Here is a 23,493-nt window from a genome sequence, read left to right as displayed (position 1 = left end):
CGGGTCACAGATTATTCTCCTCTATCCATCAACTCGGTCTGCTGAGCAATCGTCAGTGCAGACAAGATATCTTCAATCTCCCCGTTCATGATCTGATCCAGTTTGTGCATCGTCAGGCCGATGCGGTGATCCGTCACACGGCTTTGAGGGAAATTGTACGTACGAATACGCTCACTACGGTCGCCCGTTCCCACTTTGCTCTTCCGCTCAACAGAGATCTTCGCTTCCTCTTCCATACGTTTCATATCGAAGATACGTGTACGCAGAACTTGCAACGCTTTTTCCTTGTTGGAGTTCTGTGATTTTCCATCCTGACATGTCGCCACGATTCCCGTTGGAACGTGCGTTACCCGTACTGCGGATTTCGTGGTATTAACCGATTGTCCACCTGCACCACTGGAACAGAACGTATCAACACGGATGTCTTTGTCATGAATTTCAATATCAAAATCTTCGGCTTCAGGCATAACCGCAACCGTTGAAGTTGACGTATGAATACGTCCGCCGGACTCAGTTGTTGGAATACGCTGCACACGGTGTGCGCCGCTTTCGTATTTCATTTTGCTGTAAGCGCCACGTCCGTTGATCAGGAAAACAACCTCTTTGAACCCACCGAGATCATTTGTGTTAACGTCCATCAGCTCTACACGCCAGCCTTGTGCATCTGCATAACGTGTGTACATCCGGTACAGATCTGCTGCAAACAACGCTGCCTCATCTCCACCAGCTGCTCCGCGAATCTCAACAATAACGTTTTTGTCGTCATTCGGATCTTTTGGCAACATAAGCACACGAATCAATTCGTCCAGTTCCTTCTGGCGAGTGCTCAGTTCGTCAATTTCCATTTTGACCATTTCGCGCATCTCATCATCCAGTTTCTCACCCTGCATTTCCTTCGCAGCTTCGAGATCCTGACTTACCTGTTTGTATTCATTGTACGCTTCATAAGTCGGTTGCAGATCGGATTGTTCTTTGGAGTATTCCCGCAACTTTTTGTTGTCACTTGCCACATCCGGGTCACACAAAAGCTCGCTCAACTTGTCATAACGGTCGGCTAACGCCTGTAATTTATCCAACATGTATAGTCACCTCACACATTATTTTGTCCATGCAAATATCGTTTTTAATAATTATTTCGGTTTCATTATTCATAACATCTATAATCTATATTCCACAACGCACAGGATTCTCACCGAATCCCCTGACCGCAGCATGTATTCACATTCCTGTATGATCGACGTATAACATCGCTACAACGTCATCAAATCCTTTACTTTTAAAGTGAAATCAAGAAATCGCGTACCCTGTATGAAACTCGCTTAAGCTCATCTGTTCAAGCGCGAATTTTAACGTGGTATACGACTCTTAATTATAGCATATTCTTATGGTTCTGAATAGTAACTGTTCCGCAGGCGGATGAACTAATTTTTGGTGCTACAAAATACAAAATGAAATTGTTGTTCGATGTTGTTCCGAAATGTAAAATAAACAAAAGCCACGATGCGCTAACATCGTGACTTCTCTAACAAAGGCCGGTGGGCGACCACGGCGAATTTCAATCAAACGAATGAAAAACCACCGGATTGCAAGGCGACCAACCTAATCCCGGTGGTTTTTCTTGTTCCTCATCTGCAAAACTCTAAGTCAAAGACCCCACGAACTTCACGAGAAGGTCGCAGGGTCATGTTATTGAATCTACATATAAAGGTGTAACAACTTATACGTTGAAACGGAAGTGCATAACGTCGCCGTCATTTACAACGTACTCTTTACCTTCAAGACGAAGTTGTCCGCGCTCTTTGGCACCGTTCATGGAACCCGCTGCAACCAGATCGTCATAGGAAACCACTTCTGCACGGATGAATCCACGTTCGAAGTCGGTGTGAATGACACCCGCTGCGCCAGGCGCTTTTGTACCTTTGCGGATTGTCCACGCACGAACTTCCTGTACACCTGCTGTGAAGTATGTGTACAGACCGAGCAATTTGTAAGCCGCTTTGATCAACAGGTTCAGACCGGAATCCTCGATACCGAGTTCTTCCAGGAACATTTGTTTATCTTCGCCTTCCAGCTCAGAGATCTCTTCTTCAACCTTTGCACTGATTGGCACCACTTCTGCGTTCTCAGCAGCTGCGAATTCTCTTACTTTTTGCACGTAAGCATTGTTCGCCACGTCACCGATTTCATCCTCAGCTACATTGGCTGCATACAGAACAGGCTTCAGGGTAAGCAAGTGCAGATCGCGCACGATCAGAAGCTCATCATCCGTAAGTTCCATGCTGCGTGCCGGCTTGTCATCGTACAGAACAGCCTTCACTCTCTCCAATACTTCTACTTCTTGAGAGGCAGTCTTGTTGCCGCCCTTCATGTTTTTCTTGGAGCGATCGATTTTCTTCTCAACACTCTCGATATCGGCCAGGATCAGCTCCAGATTGATCGTCTGGATGTCGCTCACCGGGTCAATTTTACCATCGACGTGTGTGATGTTCTCATCTACAAAGCAACGTACCACGTGTACAATTGCATCTACTTCACGAATGTGGGCAAGGAACTTGTTACCAAGACCTTCGCCTTTGCTCGCACCGCGAACAAGACCAGCGATATCTACAAACTCAAACGCCGTTGGTACTGTTTTCTTAGGTACAACGAGTTCTGTCAGTTTGTCCAAACGCTCATCTGGTACTTCAACGATTCCCACGTTAGGGTCAATTGTACAGAACGGATAGTTTGCCGATTCGGCACCTGCTTGTGTAATTGCGTTAAACAACGTAGATTTTCCGACGTTCGGAAGCCCTACAATTCCTGCTTTCAAAGCCATGTATATGACAACTCCTCATTGATTACTTGTTCGGTATGGATAATCCTATACATTATATATGACAAACCTCAAGGCATCAAGGAACTTCGCCAATTCGACCAGAGTCCCATACGCTTCCCGAAATCCCCGTTTACTGCGGATAATTCGTTTTGCGCAGATCTTAAGTTTTGCCTAGAATATCCGCTATTAGGTTTACCCTTTGATTTCCTTGTACATGGTTAGATCCGTTACCTCATATCCCATCTTGCGATATAGGCTGCTCGCCCGCACATTATGTCCAAAGACATGCAAACCAATGCGATCCACGCCAAGACTCAAGGCCGTCTGTTCAAGCACCTGCATCGTCTCTGTTCCGTATCCCTTACCACGGTGTGCTTCTTCAACCACAATATCCAGCAAAAAAGCATCTTTTCCACGACGATTATCCGTGATATTAAACCAGATATACCCTACATTTCCGTCCACAGGATGCATCAGATTGTAGAGATACGCTCCGGGTGTGTTCAAGCCTTCTTGCAGATAACGTTCATAAGATTCCTCGGCAAGTTGCTGCGCCTCTTCCTCAGCCCAGGTGCCCGCTTCTACTTTTTCCTGTGCAAAATCCTTAATCGATCGAATGCGAAAACTCGCATAATCTTCCTGATTCATTGGAGAAAGTTTCAACTTTTTCCCCTCCTTATTTCGAGTGATCTTAATTATGTATGAACTCTGTGCAGTCCTTTTTTCACTACTAGTATCTTATTGTATCCTGTTCTTCCGCTTAGCGCATGAAGTTATTCTGACGATTCGGTTTTCAATTTTCATATTTATCCATTTTAATCAAAACTTTTGATCTCTTCTCATCGTTTATACCTCATAGGAAAGGAGTGGATCATATTGAACACACGTCGCCGATTCTCCAAAAAGAAAATGATTATCTTATCCGCTATCATACTCGGAATCGCCATAGTCGCTTTTATGAGCTTTCTGAATGCAATGGATCCCTTTCGCCACTTAAGAATCACGATACAATCAGTCCGACTATGACCTCACCAATATTCAGGCTAGCCTAGTCCAAGGCGACAACTCTTTAAACAACAATGAGAGTGGCTCCACCTACGTATTCGATCAGGATATTCCCAGCGGAGCAAACGTGAAATTCGCCCCGCAACTGAAACGTTCCGGGGAGGGGGTCGTCTCCTTGGCGTTCACGGACAGCCGCGGAAAAACCTATAACAAAACGGTTTGCGGTTATACGGAATACTTGTCCGGCAATTCCTACGTCACTGTAACCAATGAGAATGTCACCGTGAAAGAAGAATGTATGTAAAAGGTAGATCAGTCAATCATCAAATAAACATGCAATCTCCCTTTAGGAAGATTGCATGTTAGGGTCCTATTTTATTTCAACATCGTTTATCACCGTTAAAAGTTAGTAAAAAGAACTTTACGGGCCTTTTACTTCTTGCTATGCAATAGGTTATAGATTATCATTGCAGCCTCCTGTCGGGTTAGCTGCTTTTTAGGCATAAACTTCCGATCGGGATATCCTTTCATAACAGATTCTTGAGTTACAAGACTGATACTATTTCTAGCCCATTTGGAGATCATTTGGTTGTCATCGTAAAGTGTGAATGATGATAATACATAACCTTGTTTTTTCATTACGTTCTCAATCATACTGGATGCTTCTTCTCTCGTAACGTCCACATTCGGTCTAAGCGTACCATCATTGAATCCTTTAAGTATACCTTGTTGTAATGCAGGAGTTATCTCCGAATAGTACCAAGAGTTAGATTGAACATCGTTGAATTCATTAATATAAGGAACCACAGAATTATATCCAAGGGCTCGTTGTAAGAAGATTGCAAATTCGGCTCTCGTCACTTTTTGATGTCCACCAAACGAACCATCGGAATAGCCTTTGACAATTCCTTTCTGTGCCAAGTAGATAATAGCTTCCTTCGCATAACTCTTTTCTATATCTCTAAAAGTAACACTTGCAGGATTTTTCACTTCTCCATTCGAACCCACAACTTGAGTATCAATTGTAATGCTGTCGTTTTTCCCCGTAACCGCACTAGGGATAGGGGTATTATCAACATTATGGTAAGGAGGAATAGGATAATTATATCCATATACCGTTGCACCACTTCCATCTGCTGGAGTTGTTACAGCAACCGTCTGCTTGCCAATGACCTCTTCTGATCCATCAGGTCTGACACGAACAGCGATGACATTATACTCATAATATTTATTTCGTTCGATGCCCACTTCACTAAACTGCAACTTACCGTTCACAGCAGTCACCATACCCTCATCACGTGTTTCTCCAGTGGCAGTATTCAAATACGTCTTACGGTAAACACCGTTTCCTAGAGGTTCGTACTTCGTTTGTGGATTACGTTCCACGTAATGAACTGCTCCTTCAATAGGTTGATATTCAAAGGCAATCGTTGCGTTCGAGGCATTCATTGGAGCCACATTCATCGGTTGAGGTATGCCCGCCGTCTGCACTTCGATTGTACTAGATTCAACCTTTCCGTATTTGTTACTCGCTACAACCCGATAGGTATATGTTCTTCCTGGCTGGAGCGTGTACGCTATCATCGTATTTGAATGACCTGACCATACTTTACTCACTTGATCCTGGTAGATCTCATACTGGGTTGCGCCCTCTACCAGATTCCATTGCAGGTCCACTCTATTATCGTACACTCGATTGACTCTGATGTTAATTTGGCCTTTCGGTGCCACGTCCTCAGTCACCTTAGGTATCTTCACACTTTTAACTGCAGGAGGACCTTCATTGTCTCCGTCCCGGCCAATCACTTTATAGATGTACGTGGTGTCAGGTGTAACATTCCCATCCTCGTATGAGGTTGACTTAGTAATCGCCAAAGGCTGATCATTACGAGTAATTACATACTCTACGGCATGGTCTGCCTTACTCCACGTAAGTCTAACTTTGCTGGAATCCAGTGCTTCAGCTCGGAAATCTGGTGGATATGGAATATGAGGTACATTTCCGATGGTGTATTTCGTTTCCTCACTGTAAATTTCGCCTTTGCGAGCTACTAATGTATACGTAGTGACAGCATTAAAATTCACACCTTCGTCTATATATTCTACAAGCGGACCCTCATAAAGGATTATGGAACCACGCTTGAGTATATATTGTTCAGCACCTTCCACAGCGTACCACTTCAACTGAATACCATTGTTACCGCCAGGACCCGAGTAGTAATATCTAGGTTTGTCAAGTTTTGTGATCACCGGCTCCCCGTCAGCTAGGGTCGGAATAACGTAAGGATCCTCAGGCGTCCCCTGTCCTTTAAATTCACCATTATATTTTAAGAAGGCTTTGTATTTGAAATTCTGTACCGAGCTGCCTGCTGGAACAAGATTTATATGATTATTTGGGAATGCATTAGATCCAGTGGTGATCTCCGTAAAAACCGGCCCCTGATTCCCCGACTTTCCAAATGCATGCTCATATGTACTAGGATTAGCCAAAGCCAGGCTGGATATCATCTGATTCGGACGTTTAGGATCATACAAAATAATCCCTGTATATTTCTCTAGATCCTCCTTGGTAACGATCCCTACAGGAGTTGAATAACCATTAACGTACTCCCCATTATCAAACGCATTGACTCTCCACCATAATGTCTGAAAAGGAGATTGCTTGTCTTCTTTTATTTTGTTTAATTCATAGCCCACACTATCCGTGAACTTGGAGTACTCGTCCACACTCCATTTAGCGCTGTCACCTTGTGTATCAATATATTTTGAAACTGTATTTTGAGAGATTAAGGTTTGATTATCCACCAGGTACCATTTGCCGTATTTCTTAAGATCAACGACGGCGCCGAATCCTGCCTTGGAATCTCCTAAAGTATAAGTATCCTGTGCAGGAGGCGTGATTATAAATTCTAATGAACGTTGAGTGGAGTCTGTAGGATTCGTCCAAGCTAACCTGATCACATTTTTCTCACCTGGTTTCAGATCATTAATGAAAGTACTCGAACTGGACTGGCCCTTCAGCTCAGTATTCTTCACATCATTGACGTACACATCTGCCTTTACAATGGAATCTAGCTTGTAGAACAGACTAATCGCATTGCCATTCACAAGCCCCCAGTTTACATAATTGAAGCCATCATCAATTCGATCTAACTTCCCTGCGTGCTTTCCAGTAAAATCAATTCTACCCGCATCATCGTAAATTGGAGCAGGCTCTTTCAATCTAACGAAGAGTAACTCTTGTTCTCCATATTTTTCTCCGTCATGAGCGAGAACCGTGATCCTATATGTATACTCAGGTATTGCTCTTGTTATTGTATATGTTCTCAGTTCCCCTACATCTCTGCCATCTCGATTAACCGTGACTGCATACTTTACCGCTCCCGGAACTTCATCCCAAGACAACGTTATGGAGTTATCCGTTGTGGTTACCGTTACGTTAGGTTTCGGCAAATATGACGTAGTATTGGTATCACTTATTGTTTCAATTGATGCAGACGTACTAGTAGTCTTGGAATTATACGAGTCTATGAAGTTATCATTCGACTTGGAAGACTCCTTAGTTATTCTATCTGTACGAGGCTCATAATTAGCATGAGCTACTTCTGTACCTCCTCCTGAAATCAGTAGATTAACCAATAATAAATTAATAACTAGCATGAAAATTAATACGTTCTTGAACTTCATGTTATGTATCACCTCTTAGAAATTATCGTAAATCAATCCATCCTTCCCTTAGTTATAAGTGAGTCTTTTCACCTAAAAAATTCATTAAAAACCATTCCTTAAGACTCATCAATCATAATGTGTAATGTATTAACAAACAATAAAAAAATTTACTCTGAATTAAATCTTCAGCTTGCTATACATTACAAAAAAGCATGTCGTTAATTATCGTCGACATGCTTAGAGTAATACACCCACATTAATTAAATTGACTTGTCGCACTTCAAAGTTGAAGTGCCCAGTTCTGATCCATGAACCGTTACACGTTTCCCTCACAGTCTAACGAACCTGAGAAACAGTATTCAGCCCTTCTCATACGTTTTGAAAATCTAACGAACCATAGACTCGTTATTCACTCTTTCTTTGGCGTCATCCGCTGTAAATCGCTGATCTCTATCCCATTAGCGTGTGTGAGATTCGTTAGATTTCTAACTAACGCCTAAATCGCCAAATAAGGTGTTACAGGTTCGTTAGCGGACTTTGCTCCATAAGATCCAGCGTCTACGCCGCTCACAAGTCACAGCTGTTCAGCAAGACGCCATGTCTAGTTTTATTTAACGCCGTTCCACCAGACGTGACGTCTGCTTCAAATCATCAATCCGCCCTGCACCAATGCCAAACATCACGGTACGAAGTTCAAACTCAACCTGCTCCAACCGCTCATTCAGAGCATCATCCGATGCGACCGCGGATTCGAGCAGAGATCGACCGAAACCAGCCAGGTCCGCACCGAGCGCGAGGGCTTTGGCCGCATCCACGCCAGTGTACAGCCCACCGCTGCCAATCAGGGCACCAGTAGGATTCAGCGCTCGTACTTCCTGAATACACTCCGCTGTGGGAATGCCCCAGTCGGCAAAAGCTTCCGCTGCTGCCCGGCGTACCGGGTTATTGTTACGGTACTTCTCTACCTGCACCCAGCTTGTACCTCCAGCGCCGGCTACATCGATAAACGCGACACCCGCTTCATATAGGCGTTGAGCCGTCACACCATCGATGCCAAAACCTACTTCTTTTACGCCAACAGGTACGTCTAGCTCACGACACAAGTTTTCAATCCGCTGAAATAATCCGCTGAAGTTGGTATTGCCTTCCGGCTGGAAAACTTCCTGCAACGTGTTCAGATGAAGTACGAGCATGTCCGCACCCGCAATATCTACGGCGCGCTGGAAATCAGCCGTGGTGAAACCATAGTTCAGTTGCACCGCGCCCAGGTTAGCAATGACCGGGATGTCCGGTGCCCAACGGCGGACATCGAAGGTACTCGCCAGTTCCGGCTGTTCCACGGCAGCCCGGATCGAACCTACGCCGAGCGCCCAGCCTCTGGCGTTTGCTACTCGCGCGAGGCGCTCATTGATCGCGCCCGTTGTTTTGCTTCCACCCGTCATCGAACTGATGAGCAAGGGTGTACGCACTTTTTTACCAATAAACAAAGTCTCCAGATGCACCTCTTCAAAATTCAGTTCCGGCAGTGGGTGATGGCGAAACGCAAACCGCTCCATACCGCTGGTTACCCCTTCTCCTGCCACATTCTCCTCAAGACAGAGGCGCACGTGCTCCAGCTTCCGTTCTCCCGTAGCCACTTCGGGAAGCAGCCGTTCGCCGGCTCGCTCTTGTTCATTCATGATGAGACCTCCTATGTGAGAATCGTGCGGATCGACAGGATAACCTGCCCGTTCCTTACTTCTATGTATATACGTCTTTTGCAAAAGACAAAAACATTAATCCTATAAGCATTGCAGCTCAACAGTTTAACTCTATCCAGTATAACGTTCCAAACCGGCTATTGAAAGGATGCCCCGACACCAAATGTCTCACTTAAATCCCGGAGCACCACTATCTTATGCCTACTCAAAAACACAGATCTTCCATCCCATCTCCAAAACGGGGTTGCACGGAAGATGGCGATGCACACGCACATGGATCAACACAACACATTTCCACTTTTCAACCCCGTCATCCTGCAAAACGAACTTATCTCAAGATTTCTGAGGCCAACTGCTCACCAACAAGCTGTCCGGACAACGTCACAATCGGGGTTCCACCGCCTGGATGCGTGGTTCCGCCCACGTACCAGAGTCCTTGTACATCTTTGCTTCGGTTGCCTGGTCGCATAAAGGTCTGCTTCACCGAGTTGGACGAGATGCCGTAGATCGACCCTTGATGCGCCAAGGTATCCCGTTCGATATCTCGCGGTGTGTACCGGATCAGCACATCGGATTCATTCAACCCGGTAATTCCCCGCGCCGCCAATTGTTCCAGCACAAACGCTCCGTAACGTTCCGTCTGCTGCTCCCAATTCCATGAATCCGACAAATAGGGGGCATTGACCAGAATGAACAGATTACTGGCTCCCGCCGGAGCCATGCCCGCTTCCGAATAACCGGAATAACAGATGTAGATCGTGGGATCGGCGGGCATTTTACGGTCACGGAAAATATGGTCGAACTCCGGTTCATACCGTTCCGGGAAAAAGACCGTATGGTGTAACAACGCATCATATTGTCTTCGCACACCTGCCAGCGTTACAAATCCCGAAATAGATGGCTCATACTTCCGTATGCGGGCATTGCTCATCTCTTTCCGATGTTCCGGTGCGAGCAGCAGTCGATTCACGCTAAGCACATCTCCATTGGCAACAACCTGATCGGCTTCCCGAAAGCCTTGATCCGTGTCTACACCTGCCACTTTACCATTCCGAACAACAATCTGCCGGACCTCTGTGCCGGTAATGATCTGTACACCTTTTTCCCGAGCCAGCCGGGTCATTCCTTCGATCAGTTGATAGGTTCCACCTTTGACCCCGTAGATGCCGACTTCTGCTTCCACATGCCCCATCATGGCAAAGATGGAAGGCGATTGATACGGTGATGATCCCACATAGGTCGCGTACCGTCCGAACATAGCCAGCGTATGCGGATGTTGGAAATACGAGCGTAGCAGCTTATCCAGCTTCACCGTTGGCCGCACGCGGAGCAAGCTGCGCAGCATTTGGAGATTGTATTTGTCAGAAGGAGACAGCAGCAACTTACCCAGAAAATGACGATTGGCTTCCGCATACAGTGCAGCAGACTCATCCATAAATGCATCATAACGAGCCGCATCCTCCGGACTGTACGCTGCGATCTGCTCCTTCATCCACCCGCGATTGCCTGACAAATCTACCACTGTGCCATCTGCGAATATATTACGCGTGCGCGGCTCTAACTCATATAACTGTACGTAATCTTCCATTGCTACTCCCGCATGGTCGAAGACTGAACGAAAGGTCGATGGCATCGTGATCGTGCTCGGTCCCCGGTCAAAATGATACCCGTCCCGCTCAATCTGCTGCAGCTTGCCACCTACATGTTGCTGCCGTTCCAGAATGGTCACCTGCACACCTTGTGAAGCCAGTCTTATTGCACACGACAGACCTCCAAATCCTGCTCCGATTATAATGACGTTACCTCTCAACTGTACCGCCTACCTTTCCATACATACCCCTTGCCGGAGCGGCCTGCCTGCCAGGAAGCAAGTCCGATGGCAATGACACAGGCCATGCTGATCGGCTGCAAAAGGGCAAGCCACCAGGGTTGTCCGCCAGCATGATCCGCTACTCTTTTCACAGCCATACCTAATAATGTTCCTAACAATCCATACAGAATGGACACCGAACTGCCCATAAGGAGTCCAATAATCAAGCCTAGCGGGGGCACAATATACATCAGTGTATACATCAACATCGTACCCAGAAGTAGCACGTCTTTGCGCCCCATACCTTCGTACATGTTTTTCTTATATCCGTTCCATACTTCAACACCGTTCTGATACATGCGGGTATTCGTTACGTCATGCACGTCGGTCAGCATCACCGGATGACCTGCACGCTTGACTGCTTTGGCGAGACTCATATCATCCACCAGATGTGCCTGAATGGCAGCATGACCACCGGAAGCTTCGTAACTGGAGCGATGAATCAGCAAAAAAGCCCCCGTAGCGGCCACAAACATCGGACTGGATGATCTGCGTATCATGAAAATGGGCAGATGACTGATGATGGTGAAGACCATCATGGGCACAACAAGCTTTTCCATCCACGTCTTCGTTACCTGATAAGGAAAACCGGTTACCAGACCCCCGCTCTGCTCACACCCTGCCGCAAGAGTCTGCCGAATGGCACTTGGCTCCAGACGCACATCCGCATCCACGAACATATACCATTCTCCCTTGGCCTCCTGAACCAGCCTGTGACACGCATGGGATTTCCCCATCCAGCCCTCGGGAAGATCAACACCATGAAGTAGACGCACACGTGCATCGCGATCCGCAATCGCTTGTACCATGGCCGCTGTCTCATCTTCGGAGCGATCATCCAGCACCAATACTTCCATCTGGAATCCTGATGTATCGCTCGCGAGCACACTTTCCAGACATCCTTCGATATGTAGTCTTTCATTTCTGGCTGGAATCAGCACCGAGACCAGCAGGTCTGGTGGTTGTATTCGGTCTGCTCGGAATGAACGCACTTTGGGCAGACAGGAGACATTCCATAGAGCGAACAGCAACTGTATACTCAATATGCAGGTAAGCACAATCCAGAAGATTTCAGATGCATTCATGCTAACGGTTCACCCGCTTTCGTGCCGCATCGTATTTTTCACTTGTCGAACGTACATGACGAATCAGTGGAATCGCATCTGGCAAACTTCCCTGCCCCATCCGTATAAGCTCTGATCTATGATCGTCTAACTGCTGTTCCAGCACATGGCCGAGTCTGGCGGCAATCTCTTCACTCTTCAACGCCTTCCAGTCTTCCATCACAGCCGGGCCCGCCTGCATCGATATTTCCGGTAGATCATGCTGGACCATCCCATGGCACAAGGTTACCGGTACGGCGATGGCATTCGGAGAACGACGAAGCAACAATCCGATGCCTGGACGGAACTGAATTGGTCTGGCCTCCTGATGCAAAATTTCTCCTTGGGGAAAAATCCAGACCCTTTTACCTGAATCCAATAATTCACTGGTGTACTGTAGAGAGGTCCGAATACCGGACGCACTCTCCTTATTGATCGAATACGCACCCAATTTACGAAAAAAAGCATACTGCTGAAGCTGTTGCTCCTCCATCATCACATAATGATCACCCCGCGATGTCTGCCTGGCCGCATGATAGAGCAGCAGACCATCCCACCAGGAGCTGTGATTCATGAAATAGATCACCGGACGAGTCGGTTCAATCGGGGAGTTGTCCCTGATGTCCACCTGCGGGTCCAGTGACCCTGTGAGCGTGAAGGAACGGAAGCGCCGACGTAGCAGATAATAATGATTGTATAAGGCAAAAATATGATTAAACGATTTTGATTTTACGGCGCGAATCATAGAGCCAGCTCCCTTCGGCAAGAAGCACCCCAGCAATGGCGATGATAAAGCTGCCTGTAATCCCTTCCTTTAGAGCAAGCAGGCCGAACAGAAGAATAAACAGCTGATACAACCATTTTGCACGCAGCAATGAGCTACGGTCATTAGGCATGGCCGGAAGGAAGAGGGACAGGAATGCACCCATGATAAACCAGCTTATGTAATTGGTCCACGGAACACCGTAGAATCCACCTGGGGCTTGCCACTCCCAGAATCCTCTTGCATGCGCAACAGGGTCGAGCACCAGATCAAGTACAATCGCCCAGAACCCGGTCTTCACTGCCCGAAGCAATTTGCCCGTCCAGGTTGAACCACCGCCACTTAACAGCGCCGAGTTACCCACCACTGCGATCCAGGCGAAACCCAGCGTAACAGGTACACTGAACAGATGAATCCCGAAGAAGTCTGAGTAAGCATACTCACCAAATGGCCAATGCGTATGCACTCCTACCCACTCTACGCCCATACCTCCAAGCCAGATAATCACAGAGGATATCCAGAGTCCGGGTTTCAGCCAGATGACTGACTGGTCGGACAGGCCTGTCCGATTACGCCCTTGATAGATCAGATCCAACACATACAATGCGTAGAAGATTAGAAATAAACCATTTGAAAAAGATAATACGTCAGGCACACCGATCGTTAGCATCAAGGTTGCTCCAATGACATACCACGCCCAGTAAAGCCACTGGATCATCAGGATACCGCCGTTCGGGAGGCTTGATAGGCCAGCATCGGGTAACGTTTCACAATCGCACCCAGCATCTCCAGTTTCAATTCATCGCTAACATATGCCCGTTTGGTATATACGTCATAATCGTTGCGTTCAACCGCGTGTAGAATGGTGGAGTAAAAGGCTGCTGCCAGCTCGATGGAAAACGCACTTTCCGTTGGGTACGTATCCAGACGATCCATGCCAATACGGAACCAGTTCAATGCTGCAGCTTTTAATTCATGAACAATGGCAATAAAGCGTTCGTCCACGACCCCGTCTTCAAAGTCCTGCTCGGTGTAACCATGCTTCTCCATGATCTCCAGCGGAACATACCGACGCACTCTGGCCCGATCTTCACCAACATCCCGAATAATATTAACGATCTGCATCCCTTTACCCAAAGCAATCCCGTTCATCGCTACTTCTGCGCCGTTATCATCTCTCAATACAGGCAACAACATCTCGCCTACGGTTCCGGCCACCAGATAACAATAATGCTCCAGTTCCTGCATCGTTGTATAATGCGTTACTTTAAGATCTGTGAGTTGCCCTTCCATCTGACGGAAGAATGGACCCTTATCCAGATGAGGGAAACTGCTGAACAACCATCTCAGTGCTGGCCAGATAAAATGTCCTTCCGCGTCATCCAACTGATCAAACAAATCATGGATCTCGTGAATCGTATAGGGCGAATGTTCCGGCTCGTCTACACTGTCATCAATCATGCGGCAGAAGGCATAAATGACATATACCGCTTCCCGACGTGGACTTGGCAGCCCTCTAAAGGCCTGATAAAAAGAGGAAGAACCCTTTTGCATCAACTCTTCACACCTGCTCAAAATCGCTTCATTCATGTTCCCATCTCCTTCATGAGTTGATTGACGGCCATACGTGCGCTCTGCATTACAATCGGCACTCCGCCACCTGGATGTACAGATGCTCCTGCGGCATATAATCCCTTTATATTAGGGAATGGTTTGGGTTGCGGTCGGTATACACCGGACTGGAACAATACAGGTGCTATACCAAAGCTTCCACCCCCATAGAGCCCGTCTCGCTCTGCGTCAGCGGGTGTACGTACCTTTTTCCACTTAATCGCTGCACGAAGTCCCGGGAATCCTCGTTGCTCCGCTTCTTCCAGTACACGTTCTGCCAATGCTTCACTCTCCTGATCCCAGTCGACACCTTCGGCATCTGGTACGGGAATGAGGAAATACAATACACTCTGTCCTTGAGGCGCTGCAGTTTCATCCAAGGCGACCGGATTAAATACGTAAAATGAGGACTTTGCCGGAATGCGTCGCTGATTGAACACTTCCTGCAAACTGCCTTCAAGACTCGGTGGCAGGAAGAACTGGTGCGTCGTTGCATCTTCCCAGGTTTTGTCCACACCCACATAGAGCAATACACATCCGGAAGAGGGACGATACGGTTTTCTTTTACGTGCTACCGCTGGTGATTGTCCAAGCAAACCTGATAGATGGGGGAAATCACCATTGTAGATAACTGCATCCACATTTTCTGCGCCTGCTGCCGTTTCTATACCTTCACACACACCATTTTTAATCTTGAGTCCGGTCACTTCCGAATTCAGCACGACACGTCCACCACGTGATATCAGTTCCTGTTCCAGTATGGCTGGCAATGCTGCATATCCACCTTTGACCATCCAGATGCCATATTCATGCTCTGCGTAAGGTAAAAGGGAATAGATACCTGGCGTCCCAAACGGTGATCCACCAATGTATAAACTTTGCAGTGAGTATGCATCAAGCAATTCCTCGTGCTCAAAATAATCGCCTACCGCTTTCCGGACACTTTTGTGTGCACGCAATCTGCCCATGAGTGACATGAGCGAAGGGGTGAAGAAATCCCTTTTGCGCGGAAAAGCCCTTTCCAGAAACGCTGCCCTGCCTGCCGGAAACAACGTGTCCATATCTTTCATGAATCGTGTGAATCCCCGGCTCTCTCCCGGGAACAAACGCTCAATCTCCGCCGTCTGCTCTTCACGTGAGGTCATCTTGGTCATGACACGACCACTGTGGTAGTGGACTCTGTATAATGGATCACAGCGAAGTAGCTCAATCTTCGAACGATCTACGCCTGCTTCCTCCAGTATGCCAAGTAACATCTCCGGCAACAGTACGATGGTTGGCCCCTGATCGATCCGATACTCGCCTTCCTGCTCATATCCAATGCGTCCGCCAACGCGGGAACCCCGTTCATACACGGTGACATCCCATCCCTGACGGTTCAATAACAGTGCCGAAGTGAGTCCGCCAATCCCTGCGCCTACAATAGCGGCCCGCTTCATGAATGCCCTCCGGCTTCTGCCGTCTTCACATAAGAGGATGGCTTGGAACGTGTGCGTGCGTCCTCTTCCTGAATCAGTCTGACACTGATTCGTGCCGATTCGAAAATCGTGGGCAACCCGCTGCCCGGATGTGTTCCGCCGCCTACCAGCCATACACTTTTCAACTCTTCAAACTGGTTATGGGGACGCAGATACATCATCTGACCCAGATTATGTGCCATATTAAACGTTGCTCCGCGATACACATCCAGTTCAGTCTCCCAATCAAGTGGAGTGAACAGCATACATTCTTCAATACGGCTACGTATGTCTGCCAGCTCAGGAATGCCTTCCATGCGTTTCATCATGGCCTCCTGCACATTCTCCCGTTCTGCCTCCCAATCAATGTCTGCGGTAAGGTTAGGCGTAGGCATAAGAACATACAAAGCAGATTTCCCTTCCGGTGCCAGCGTCGAATCAAGTCTGGAAGGGTTATGAATATATAGAGATGGATCGGCTGATAACATTTTGTGCTTTGTGATCTCATCAACGTTTAACCGGTAGTCCTCGGGAAAATAGATCGAGTGATGCGGCAGATCCACATCACCATCCACGCCCAGATACAGCATTGCTGTAGAGCAGGAATACTTTTTGCGTTTCATTTTCTCCGGGGTATATTTCTTAAGCACGCCTGGTTCAAACAGATGGTTCACCGCATGTGCAAAGTCGGCGTTCACCACCACATGGTCTGCTTCGATGCGTTCACCGTTCTCAAGCAACACACCTTCTGCACGACCATTGCGAACGATGACCTGTTTCACCGGGGTGGAAGTATGTATGCGTCCTCCGTATTCTTCCACGACATCGGCCATGGCTTGGAAGATCCGATTCACGCCGCCAATGGGGTGGAACAATCCGTAGTGATGCTCAATAAACGATAATATGGTAAAGGTGCCCGGACAATCCCAGGCAGACATGCCAAGGTATTTGGATTGAAATGTAAATGCCCAGCGCAGACGCTCGTCTGTAAAATAGCGGGACAAGATCCCGTAGACCGTATTGTGGACATCAAGCTTAGGTAGAGCTGTTACCGCATCCTTGCGTAGATAGTCAGTCAACTTGCCAAAAGGACGACGGAGCAGAGGCATGACTTTGCCAAACTTCACTTCTTCTTCTTGCATGAACCGAAGGTAATTGTCTTCATTGCCCGGAAACAATTCCTTAATCTGTGCAGCTGTATCTTCCCGATTACGAGAAGGCTTGAACACCTTGTCACCAAAGTTCAGTGCGTACAGCGGAGTTAGCTCTTTCATATCCACATAATCGGATAATTTGCGTCCCACCACATCGAACATCTCTTCGATCAGCTGTGGCATCATCAAAAATGTAGCACCCCGGTCGAATCGATATTCACCCAGTTCCAATCTGGCAGAACGCCCCCCGATGACTGGCTGTTTCTCATACACATCTACCTCGTACCCCTGACCGGACAATAACATTGCTGCTGCAAGTCCACCCGGACCTGCGCCAATGACAGCTGCACGTTTGCGTTGTTGATTCGGTATCATGCCACTCACCTTTCTATGTAGGGAATTCCTATAGTTCTCTAGCCCCTAACCTATTATTAAACCGCCTAAGAACACTTTAAGCGGTAACTAGCAAAAACATTATACAAATATAATACAAATATTATACGACCTTGTAAACCAAAAAATGACCCGTCGGTCAAAATACCTGGTAATCCATTTATAAACACAAAAAACACCCTTTGATCACTTTCGTCAAAGGATGTCCTTTATACACTAACCTATTCATATCATTTGAGATTATGTTTAATTATTGGCCTGTCCAAACCGTGCACCAGGTGACCGCTCGGAGAGATATTCACGCTCCATCCACGACTGCCAGTCCGCAGAACTCTCCGGCATAATCCATTGCGGATAACGTGCATGCTCTGCACGCTCATAGCCTTTACCTCCAAGTACAAAGCGAATATGCGGGAACTCGTTCATAATCCGCTCGACGAGCTGATCACACCGTTCAAGAAGCCCTGGACTTGTGATCGACAGGCAGACCAACTTGATTTTTTGCTCCCGGATAATCGGGAAGATACCTTCTTCTGGCGTGTTCGCACCGAGATACAGTACTTCCGCTCCATTTTTGCGCATAAAGAGAGAGAACAGCAGCAATCCGACCTGATGATGCTCCCCTTCCGGACACAACGCCAGAACTTTGGGCAGATGCGGATAGATCGGGAACAGATGGAAAAACTGATAAAACCGCTGTGATATCAGCTGTGTCATGAAGTGTTCCTGAGCCACCGAAGCCCTGCCTTGCTCCCATGCATCTCCAACCCGGACCAGAATGGGCACCAACACATGATAGAACATCGAGTCATACCCATACATGGTGAACCCAAAATCAATCAAACCATTGGCACGTTCACCCTGAAAGTTGTAGAGCGAGTCATAGATCTGATCTGCCATGCGTGCGTAGGCTTCTTCCATCGTAGGCACCGGAGCCATGATCGGCGTGGGCACAGCCTCGGGCGGATTTAATTTGTTTACTTTCAGCATCCGTACCGCTTCCGAAATATTGGTCTGATGTAGCTCAACCTGTTCTTTCAACCAGCGCAGATCCGCAACATTCTCTTCGGTATACATTCGATAACCCGATTCCGTCCGCTCAGGGGTGACCGCACTATACCGATTCTCCCAAGCCCGGAGCGTCACCGTCGGGATACCGAGCATGGCAGCGACTTGTTTGATGGAATACACCTTATTACCCACTTTCTTTCCTAAATGTCCAGATTTCAAAGGTTATATCATTGGTTCCCCGTCCTTGTCAGGCATATGAAAACCCTAACATTCTACAAAAATAATACACTCATTATACACAACGCTCAGACACCTGTCGATTGCATACTGCCAATTTTGCCATATGCATTTTACCACTACATTCGTTATGCTAGCGGGTTCTCCTGCGTCAACGTTATCATCCGTGTGGTAATAGAAGTCAGCAAGTACAGAAGGGGGAGTCCACCGTTGGGTTCATTACGCCGCCATACATCAGACCGCAAATCTTCACGCGGCAAATTTCCATACATACGAACAGGACTTGTCCTATTGGTCCTATGGCTCATCGCCGTCATGCTCTATCAGACCTACAAACCATTACCAACGGGCATTTCCTACGAAAGTCCGGAGTATCGTGTCGACCAAGTCGAGTTCCTGCATGACCTCACTTATCCTTCCTCCGACGGACAGATGGAGCACGAGCAGCAGATTTTCCAGCGCATGATGCAAATTGTGGAGGAAGCGGAGCAGTTTGTGCTGGTGGATATGTTCCTGTTCAATAATTATCAGCACAAGGGACAGAACTTTCCTCCCGTGAGTACTGAATTCACCGAAGCGCTGGTCGCCAAAAAAAATCAACATCCTGATATGGACATCTGGTTTATTACAGATGAAGTAAATACCAACTATAACTCAGCACCCAATCCGTTGCTGGAACAAATGAAACAAGCAGGCATTCATGTGGTCATTACGGATGTGGACCCTTTGCGTGATTCAACTCCAGTATACTCTGCGGTCTGGCGGACCTTCTTCCAATGGTTTGGCCAATCCGGAGATGGTTGGATCAAAAACCTGATGGCCACGGATGGTCCGGATGTCACTGTGCGTTCCTATCTCAAGCTGCTCAATGTGAAGGCCAATCATCGCAAAGTTGTTGTTAGTGAGAAGACGGCGATTGTCTCTTCTGGCAATATCCATGATGCGAGTGCCTACCACTCGAATATTGCATTTGAAGTAACAGGCCCGGTCATTGGGGATATTCTTCAGTCCGAGCAAGCTGTACTCGATATCTCGGGCGGGGGCAAGGTTCCGACATACACAGCACCTTCGACGGATTCAAACACGGGAGACCTACGAATTCGCTATTTAACTGAAGGCAAAGTGAATGACGCCGTACTCCATGAGATCAATCAGGCTGGCAAAGGTGACACCTTATGGATGGGCATGTTCTATGTGGCTTCTCCGAAAGTATTGGAAGCCCTGCTGGAAGCGGCAAAACGAGGAACCGAGATCCGGCTTGTACTAGATCCAAATGAAAATGCTTTTGGTCAGGAAAAGATCGGCATTCCGAACCGTCCTGTCGCTGCTGAATTGCATGATAAATCCGACGGTAAAATTCAGATCCGCTGGTATAACACCACCAAGGAGCAATACCATACCAAAATGATCTATCTTGCCAAAGCAACCGGAGATCATATTGTCCTCGGGGGTTCAACCAACTTTACACCCCGAAACATGAATGACTACAATCTGGAGAATGATCTATGGGTTGCTGCACCTCCAGACAATAAGTTCACGCTTGATATCGCGAATTATTTTGAGCGTATTTGGAATAATAATGATGCCGAGTTCACGTTAGACCTGGATGAGTTCCAGGAGAAGACTACGTTTTTGAAAGGTATCCTATATAAGCTGCAACTGATTCTGGGTCTTACGACCTTTTGATCAGAAACCATATCCATACCTGTTATATCCGCCTGCACTCTACTGTGCAGGCGGATATTTTCATCTTGACAGGTGATGTAAAGTGTGGAAATATAATTACCTAACGATCGTTAGGAAGGTGATTGAATGACTGCACAATCCATTCGGGATGCAGCCCTGTTCCATTTTGCCAGAGATGGCTATGAGGGAGCTTCTCTGAGAGCAATTGCTGATGAAGTCGGGATTAAAAAACCGTCCATATATGCGCATTTCAGCTGCAAGGATGACTTGTTTTTACACACACTGGCCTTTGCTTTTCACGAGGTGAAACGGCACACACTGGAATATTTCCGTGATCATGCGGATCTGCCATTGGAGCAGAGGTTGAAAGGCTTGTTGGTCTGGTTCGAACAAGAATACAATGCCCATGCTTCGGCTCGTTTGATGTTGCGTAATTGTTTTTACCCCCCCCTTTCTCTGTATGGCGAAGTGATGGATCAAGTGTATCCGTTTATCGATGGCATGGAACGCGCACTGACTCGTCTGCTGCAAAGGGCAATGCGTAATGGAGATATTCCAGCCATTCCCGCAGAACAAGCCGCCATTGCATTCATGACGCTCCTCGACGGCATTACCGTGGAGATTATCTATGGAAGTTCCCGTCGGTACAAGAGACGGTTGGAAGCAGCCTGGCCTGTATTTTGGCATGGCATTCATCATTTGAACGAAGAGGCACACAGCGTTGTGCCGGAAGGAGATTCAACAACATGAACCGCAACTGGTTATATGTATTTATCGGCGGAATTATTGAGATTGTCTGGGTAAGCGGGCTGAAACATGCCTCGAATGCCTGGGAGTGGACTTTAACGGGGATTGCCATCGTGATCAGCTTCGGACTGATCATTGCCGCTTCCAAAAGGCTGCCTGTGGGTACGGTGTATGCCGTCTTTACGGGAATTGGTACGGCGGGTACCGTCCTGACGGAAATGGTACTGTTCGGTGAGCCGTTCCGCTTGGCCAAAGTATTGCTCATCGGGCTGCTGCTCTGCGGCGTAATCGGACTGAAGCTGGTTACGGATCAGCAAGAAGCCAAAGGAGGTGCAGTATAATGGTTTGGATGGCAATTGTAGGTGCAGGGATATGTGAAATTTTCGGCGTAATCGGTATTAATGGTGCTTCTACTCGCAAAGGATGGCCTTATATCGTACTAATGCTGGTGTCGTTTGTGTTCAGCTTCTCGCTGTTGTCCTACGCGATGACGTCCATTCCCATGGGCACAGCGTATGCCGTGTGGACGGGGATCGGGACGGTCGGCAGTACGTTAACAGGCATGTTCCTGTTCGGTGAACGGAAAGAAGCGAAGCGGATCCTGTTTATCGCGATGATTTTGGTGGCAGCTGTTGGGCTGAAGCTCATCACGTAACGGAACAACTGAATTACACTCTATAACTCCGATTGCAGTACCACTTTCCGATCGCTGTTATCCCCAGATTTCTTTGATTCCCTTTGAAGAGGGATAAATCTGGTGATAAAGGCGAACACTTCGTTTCTTCAAGTCGGTTCTGCAATCTCCGTTATCGTGTAATTGTTAGCCTCCATTATGATATTTAATATATTTTGTAATATAAATCAGACGACTTCGATCAGGAAGTCGTCTTTTTTGGGGAATGATATAAATAGGGAACCTCTTTATACTTTGCCACGTAAGAAAGGATGTCGTAATCATGAGAAAATTATTGGCACGCATGGGCTCTTTTACCGGGTATACCCTTCTGATCGCCATGGCCATTTTCTATCTCATCGCTCTAGTCGCTATTATTATGCTTGCCTTATACGCCTTCACTGGAGGAAACTAACTTAAACGTTCTTGATACCTTATCCCTATCGTACATACAAGCTGCACCTTGTTACTTGCCGTCTCTCCTTCCCTTTGATCAGCCACTTTTCCCCATATACATTTTCCAATTTACTCCCATTTGAATTCCTTTAACCAGATCGTTTATACTTATTTTGACCTTAAAGTCAATTCAAGAACTCACAAGTTCCCTGATGAGGTGAATGTATCGTTAATGAACCCTATACATGAGATGAATGAGAAGAAAAAACTCATCATTACTACAGCACTCAAGTTATTCTCATCCAAAGGCAGTGCTGCAACATCCATGCAAGAGATTGCAGAATTATGCGGGATGTCCAAAGGCAGCCTCTACATCATGTTCAAATCCAAAGAGGAATTAGAAGCCAGTACTTTGGAGTATTGCATGTACACACTGATGGACGAAATGACACAGATTGAGCATGAAACCAGTCTTACCTCGCGTGAACGTCTGCAAAAGCAGATTGAGACACTACTCATCCATGTTGCTGAACTCAAGGAGTTTTTGCGAGTACAGATGCGCAGCATGATGATGGATGATGAACAGCAACGCAAGGAACAATGCCATCCGCTGCAAAGAGATCTGGAGGTACGTACCTTACATTGGTTTAAGGATAAGCTGGAGGAGCAGTACGGATCGGAGATTGAGCCTTATACGATTGACCTTATTTTGCTGACACAGGGGCTGTTCCTCTCCTACGTCAAGATCTGGTTTACGGAGATGCCGTCCCTTACTGTTACCAAAATGGCAACAAATTTACTGCAAATGATGGACTATGCAGCGCACGGATTCCTTAAGCAGCGACCTTTACCTTTGATTCCTTTGGAGGACTGGCCTGCCTGGATTACCGAACCTCATCCGGATTCCACGGTGATGCGGCATCCTATTCATATTATCAAGCAAATGCAGGATATTGCTGCCTCCGAATTGCCTGCTGGGCAACCGAAGAATGATGTACTTGAGACCATTGCCATTCTCCGGCAGGAGATGATGGAATTCACACCGCGGCGTGCCATTATTCTGGGCATGATGCACAATCTGGAGAACGTAACTGCCATTCAATCTTTGCACTCCGAGCTTCAGCATATTCTGGATGCCATGTATAGCCGGTTCATCCAAGCTGACTCGTCACACACATAAACAGGAGAAACAGAGAGGAG

Annotated in this window: 20 protein-coding genes; 7 read left to right on the top strand and 13 right to left on the bottom strand. The window is 47.1% G+C overall.

Annotation, left to right across the window (positions count from 1 at the left end; translation table 11 throughout):
• Window positions 1-11: 11 nt before the first annotated feature.
• The 3 genes from prfA to J2Z28_RS20240 all read right to left on the bottom strand — a co-directional run bounded on the left by prfA (window position 12) and on the right by J2Z28_RS20240 (window position 3,481).
• A complete protein-coding gene (gene prfA / locus J2Z28_RS20250) occupies window positions 12-1,079 on the bottom strand; it encodes a peptide chain release factor 1 (RefSeq protein ID WP_017691918.1) in 1,068 nt (355 codons plus the stop codon).
• 638 nt (window positions 1,080-1,717) lie between these two features.
• Window positions 1,718-2,818, bottom strand: coding sequence for a redox-regulated ATPase YchF (gene ychF / locus J2Z28_RS20245; protein ID WP_017691917.1), 1,101 nt, complete (start codon window positions 2,816-2,818; stop codon window positions 1,718-1,720).
• Between the two features lie 192 nt (window positions 2,819-3,010).
• On the bottom strand, window positions 3,011-3,481 hold the full coding sequence (locus tag J2Z28_RS20240) for a GNAT family N-acetyltransferase (protein WP_244988426.1): 471 nt from the start codon (window positions 3,479-3,481) through the stop codon (window positions 3,011-3,013).
• A 517-nt stretch (window positions 3,482-3,998) separates the two neighbouring features.
• Here J2Z28_RS20240 and J2Z28_RS31530 point away from each other — a divergent pair.
• The gene (locus J2Z28_RS31530; RefSeq protein WP_280530842.1) at window positions 3,999-4,127 is read left to right on the top strand and encodes a hypothetical protein; all 129 of its coding nucleotides are present in this window, start codon (window positions 3,999-4,001) and stop codon (window positions 4,125-4,127) included.
• Window positions 4,128-4,255: 128 nt separating this feature from the next.
• Here the strand turns inward: J2Z28_RS31530 and J2Z28_RS20235 are convergent, their stop codons facing one another.
• From J2Z28_RS20235 to J2Z28_RS20190, 10 genes are all read right to left on the bottom strand, one after another.
• Window positions 4,256-7,510, bottom strand: coding sequence for an S-layer homology domain-containing protein (locus J2Z28_RS20235; protein ID WP_211084033.1), 3,255 nt, complete (start codon window positions 7,508-7,510; stop codon window positions 4,256-4,258).
• Between the two features lie 593 nt (window positions 7,511-8,103).
• Entirely contained in the window at window positions 8,104-9,171 is a 1,068-nt protein-coding gene (fni, locus tag J2Z28_RS20230; RefSeq protein WP_211084031.1) for a type 2 isopentenyl-diphosphate Delta-isomerase, read from the bottom strand.
• Window positions 9,172-9,520: 349 nt separating this feature from the next.
• The gene (locus J2Z28_RS20225; RefSeq protein WP_211084029.1) at window positions 9,521-11,002 is read right to left on the bottom strand and encodes a phytoene desaturase family protein; all 1,482 of its coding nucleotides are present in this window, start codon (window positions 11,000-11,002) and stop codon (window positions 9,521-9,523) included.
• Entirely contained in the window at window positions 10,999-12,147 is a 1,149-nt protein-coding gene (locus J2Z28_RS20220) for a glycosyltransferase family 2 protein (protein ID WP_211084027.1), read from the bottom strand. The genes J2Z28_RS20225 and J2Z28_RS20220 overlap by 4 nt, the downstream gene beginning before the upstream one ends.
• A gap of 1 nt (window position 12,148) precedes the next feature.
• Entirely contained in the window at window positions 12,149-12,910 is a 762-nt protein-coding gene (locus tag J2Z28_RS20215) for a lysophospholipid acyltransferase family protein (protein WP_211084025.1), read from the bottom strand.
• Complete coding sequence (locus J2Z28_RS20210; RefSeq protein ID WP_211084023.1) at window positions 12,879-13,646, bottom strand: carotenoid biosynthesis protein; 768 nt, start codon at window positions 13,644-13,646, stop codon at window positions 12,879-12,881. The genes J2Z28_RS20215 and J2Z28_RS20210 overlap by 32 nt, the downstream gene beginning before the upstream one ends.
• Entirely contained in the window at window positions 13,646-14,518 is an 873-nt protein-coding gene (locus J2Z28_RS20205; RefSeq protein ID WP_076328724.1) for a phytoene/squalene synthase family protein, read from the bottom strand. Before J2Z28_RS20205 ends, J2Z28_RS20210 begins: the two co-directional genes overlap by 1 nt.
• On the bottom strand, window positions 14,515-15,978 hold the full coding sequence (locus tag J2Z28_RS20200; RefSeq protein ID WP_211084021.1) for a phytoene desaturase family protein: 1,464 nt from the start codon (window positions 15,976-15,978) through the stop codon (window positions 14,515-14,517). Before J2Z28_RS20200 ends, J2Z28_RS20205 begins: the two co-directional genes overlap by 4 nt.
• Complete coding sequence (locus tag J2Z28_RS20195) at window positions 15,975-17,525, bottom strand: phytoene desaturase family protein (protein WP_211084019.1); 1,551 nt, start codon at window positions 17,523-17,525, stop codon at window positions 15,975-15,977. The genes J2Z28_RS20200 and J2Z28_RS20195 overlap by 4 nt, the downstream gene beginning before the upstream one ends.
• 264 nt (window positions 17,526-17,789) lie before the next feature.
• Window positions 17,790-18,734 carry a MerR family transcriptional regulator gene (locus J2Z28_RS20190; protein ID WP_100528386.1) on the bottom strand — a complete coding sequence of 315 codons (945 nt, stop codon included), beginning with the start codon at window positions 18,732-18,734 and terminating at the stop codon, window positions 17,790-17,792.
• A 267-nt stretch (window positions 18,735-19,001) separates the two neighbouring features.
• Between J2Z28_RS20190 and J2Z28_RS20185 the strand changes: the two genes are divergently transcribed.
• The 6 genes from J2Z28_RS20185 (at window position 19,002) to J2Z28_RS20165 (ending at window position 23,473) form a co-directional block, all read left to right on the top strand.
• On the top strand, window positions 19,002-20,477 hold the full coding sequence (locus J2Z28_RS20185) for a phospholipase D family protein (protein ID WP_211084017.1): 1,476 nt from the start codon (window positions 19,002-19,004) through the stop codon (window positions 20,475-20,477).
• A 126-nt stretch (window positions 20,478-20,603) separates the two neighbouring features.
• Window positions 20,604-21,227, top strand: coding sequence for a TetR/AcrR family transcriptional regulator (locus J2Z28_RS20180; RefSeq protein WP_211084014.1), 624 nt, complete (start codon window positions 20,604-20,606; stop codon window positions 21,225-21,227).
• Complete coding sequence (locus tag J2Z28_RS20175; protein ID WP_017691902.1) at window positions 21,224-21,565, top strand: DMT family transporter; 342 nt, start codon at window positions 21,224-21,226, stop codon at window positions 21,563-21,565. The genes J2Z28_RS20180 and J2Z28_RS20175 overlap by 4 nt, the downstream gene beginning before the upstream one ends.
• Window positions 21,565-21,879, top strand: a complete 315-nt coding sequence (locus tag J2Z28_RS20170) for a DMT family transporter (RefSeq protein ID WP_211084012.1) — start codon at window positions 21,565-21,567, stop codon at window positions 21,877-21,879. The genes J2Z28_RS20175 and J2Z28_RS20170 overlap by 1 nt, the downstream gene beginning before the upstream one ends.
• Before the next feature lie 301 nt (window positions 21,880-22,180).
• Window positions 22,181-22,312, top strand: coding sequence for a hypothetical protein (locus J2Z28_RS31525; protein ID WP_279303093.1), 132 nt, complete (start codon window positions 22,181-22,183; stop codon window positions 22,310-22,312).
• 213 nt (window positions 22,313-22,525) lie between these two features.
• Window positions 22,526-23,473: a TetR/AcrR family transcriptional regulator gene (locus J2Z28_RS20165; protein WP_211084010.1), complete on the top strand. Its 948-nt coding sequence runs from the start codon at window positions 22,526-22,528 to the stop codon at window positions 23,471-23,473.
• Window positions 23,474-23,493 lie beyond the last annotated feature (20 nt).

The sequence above is a fragment of the Paenibacillus xylanexedens genome (assembly GCF_017874615.1).
Classification (GTDB): Bacteria; Bacillota; Bacilli; order Paenibacillales; family Paenibacillaceae; genus Paenibacillus; species Paenibacillus xylanexedens.
Note: the sequence above shows the minus strand (reverse complement) of the source record. Positions and strands in the feature narration are given on the sequence as shown.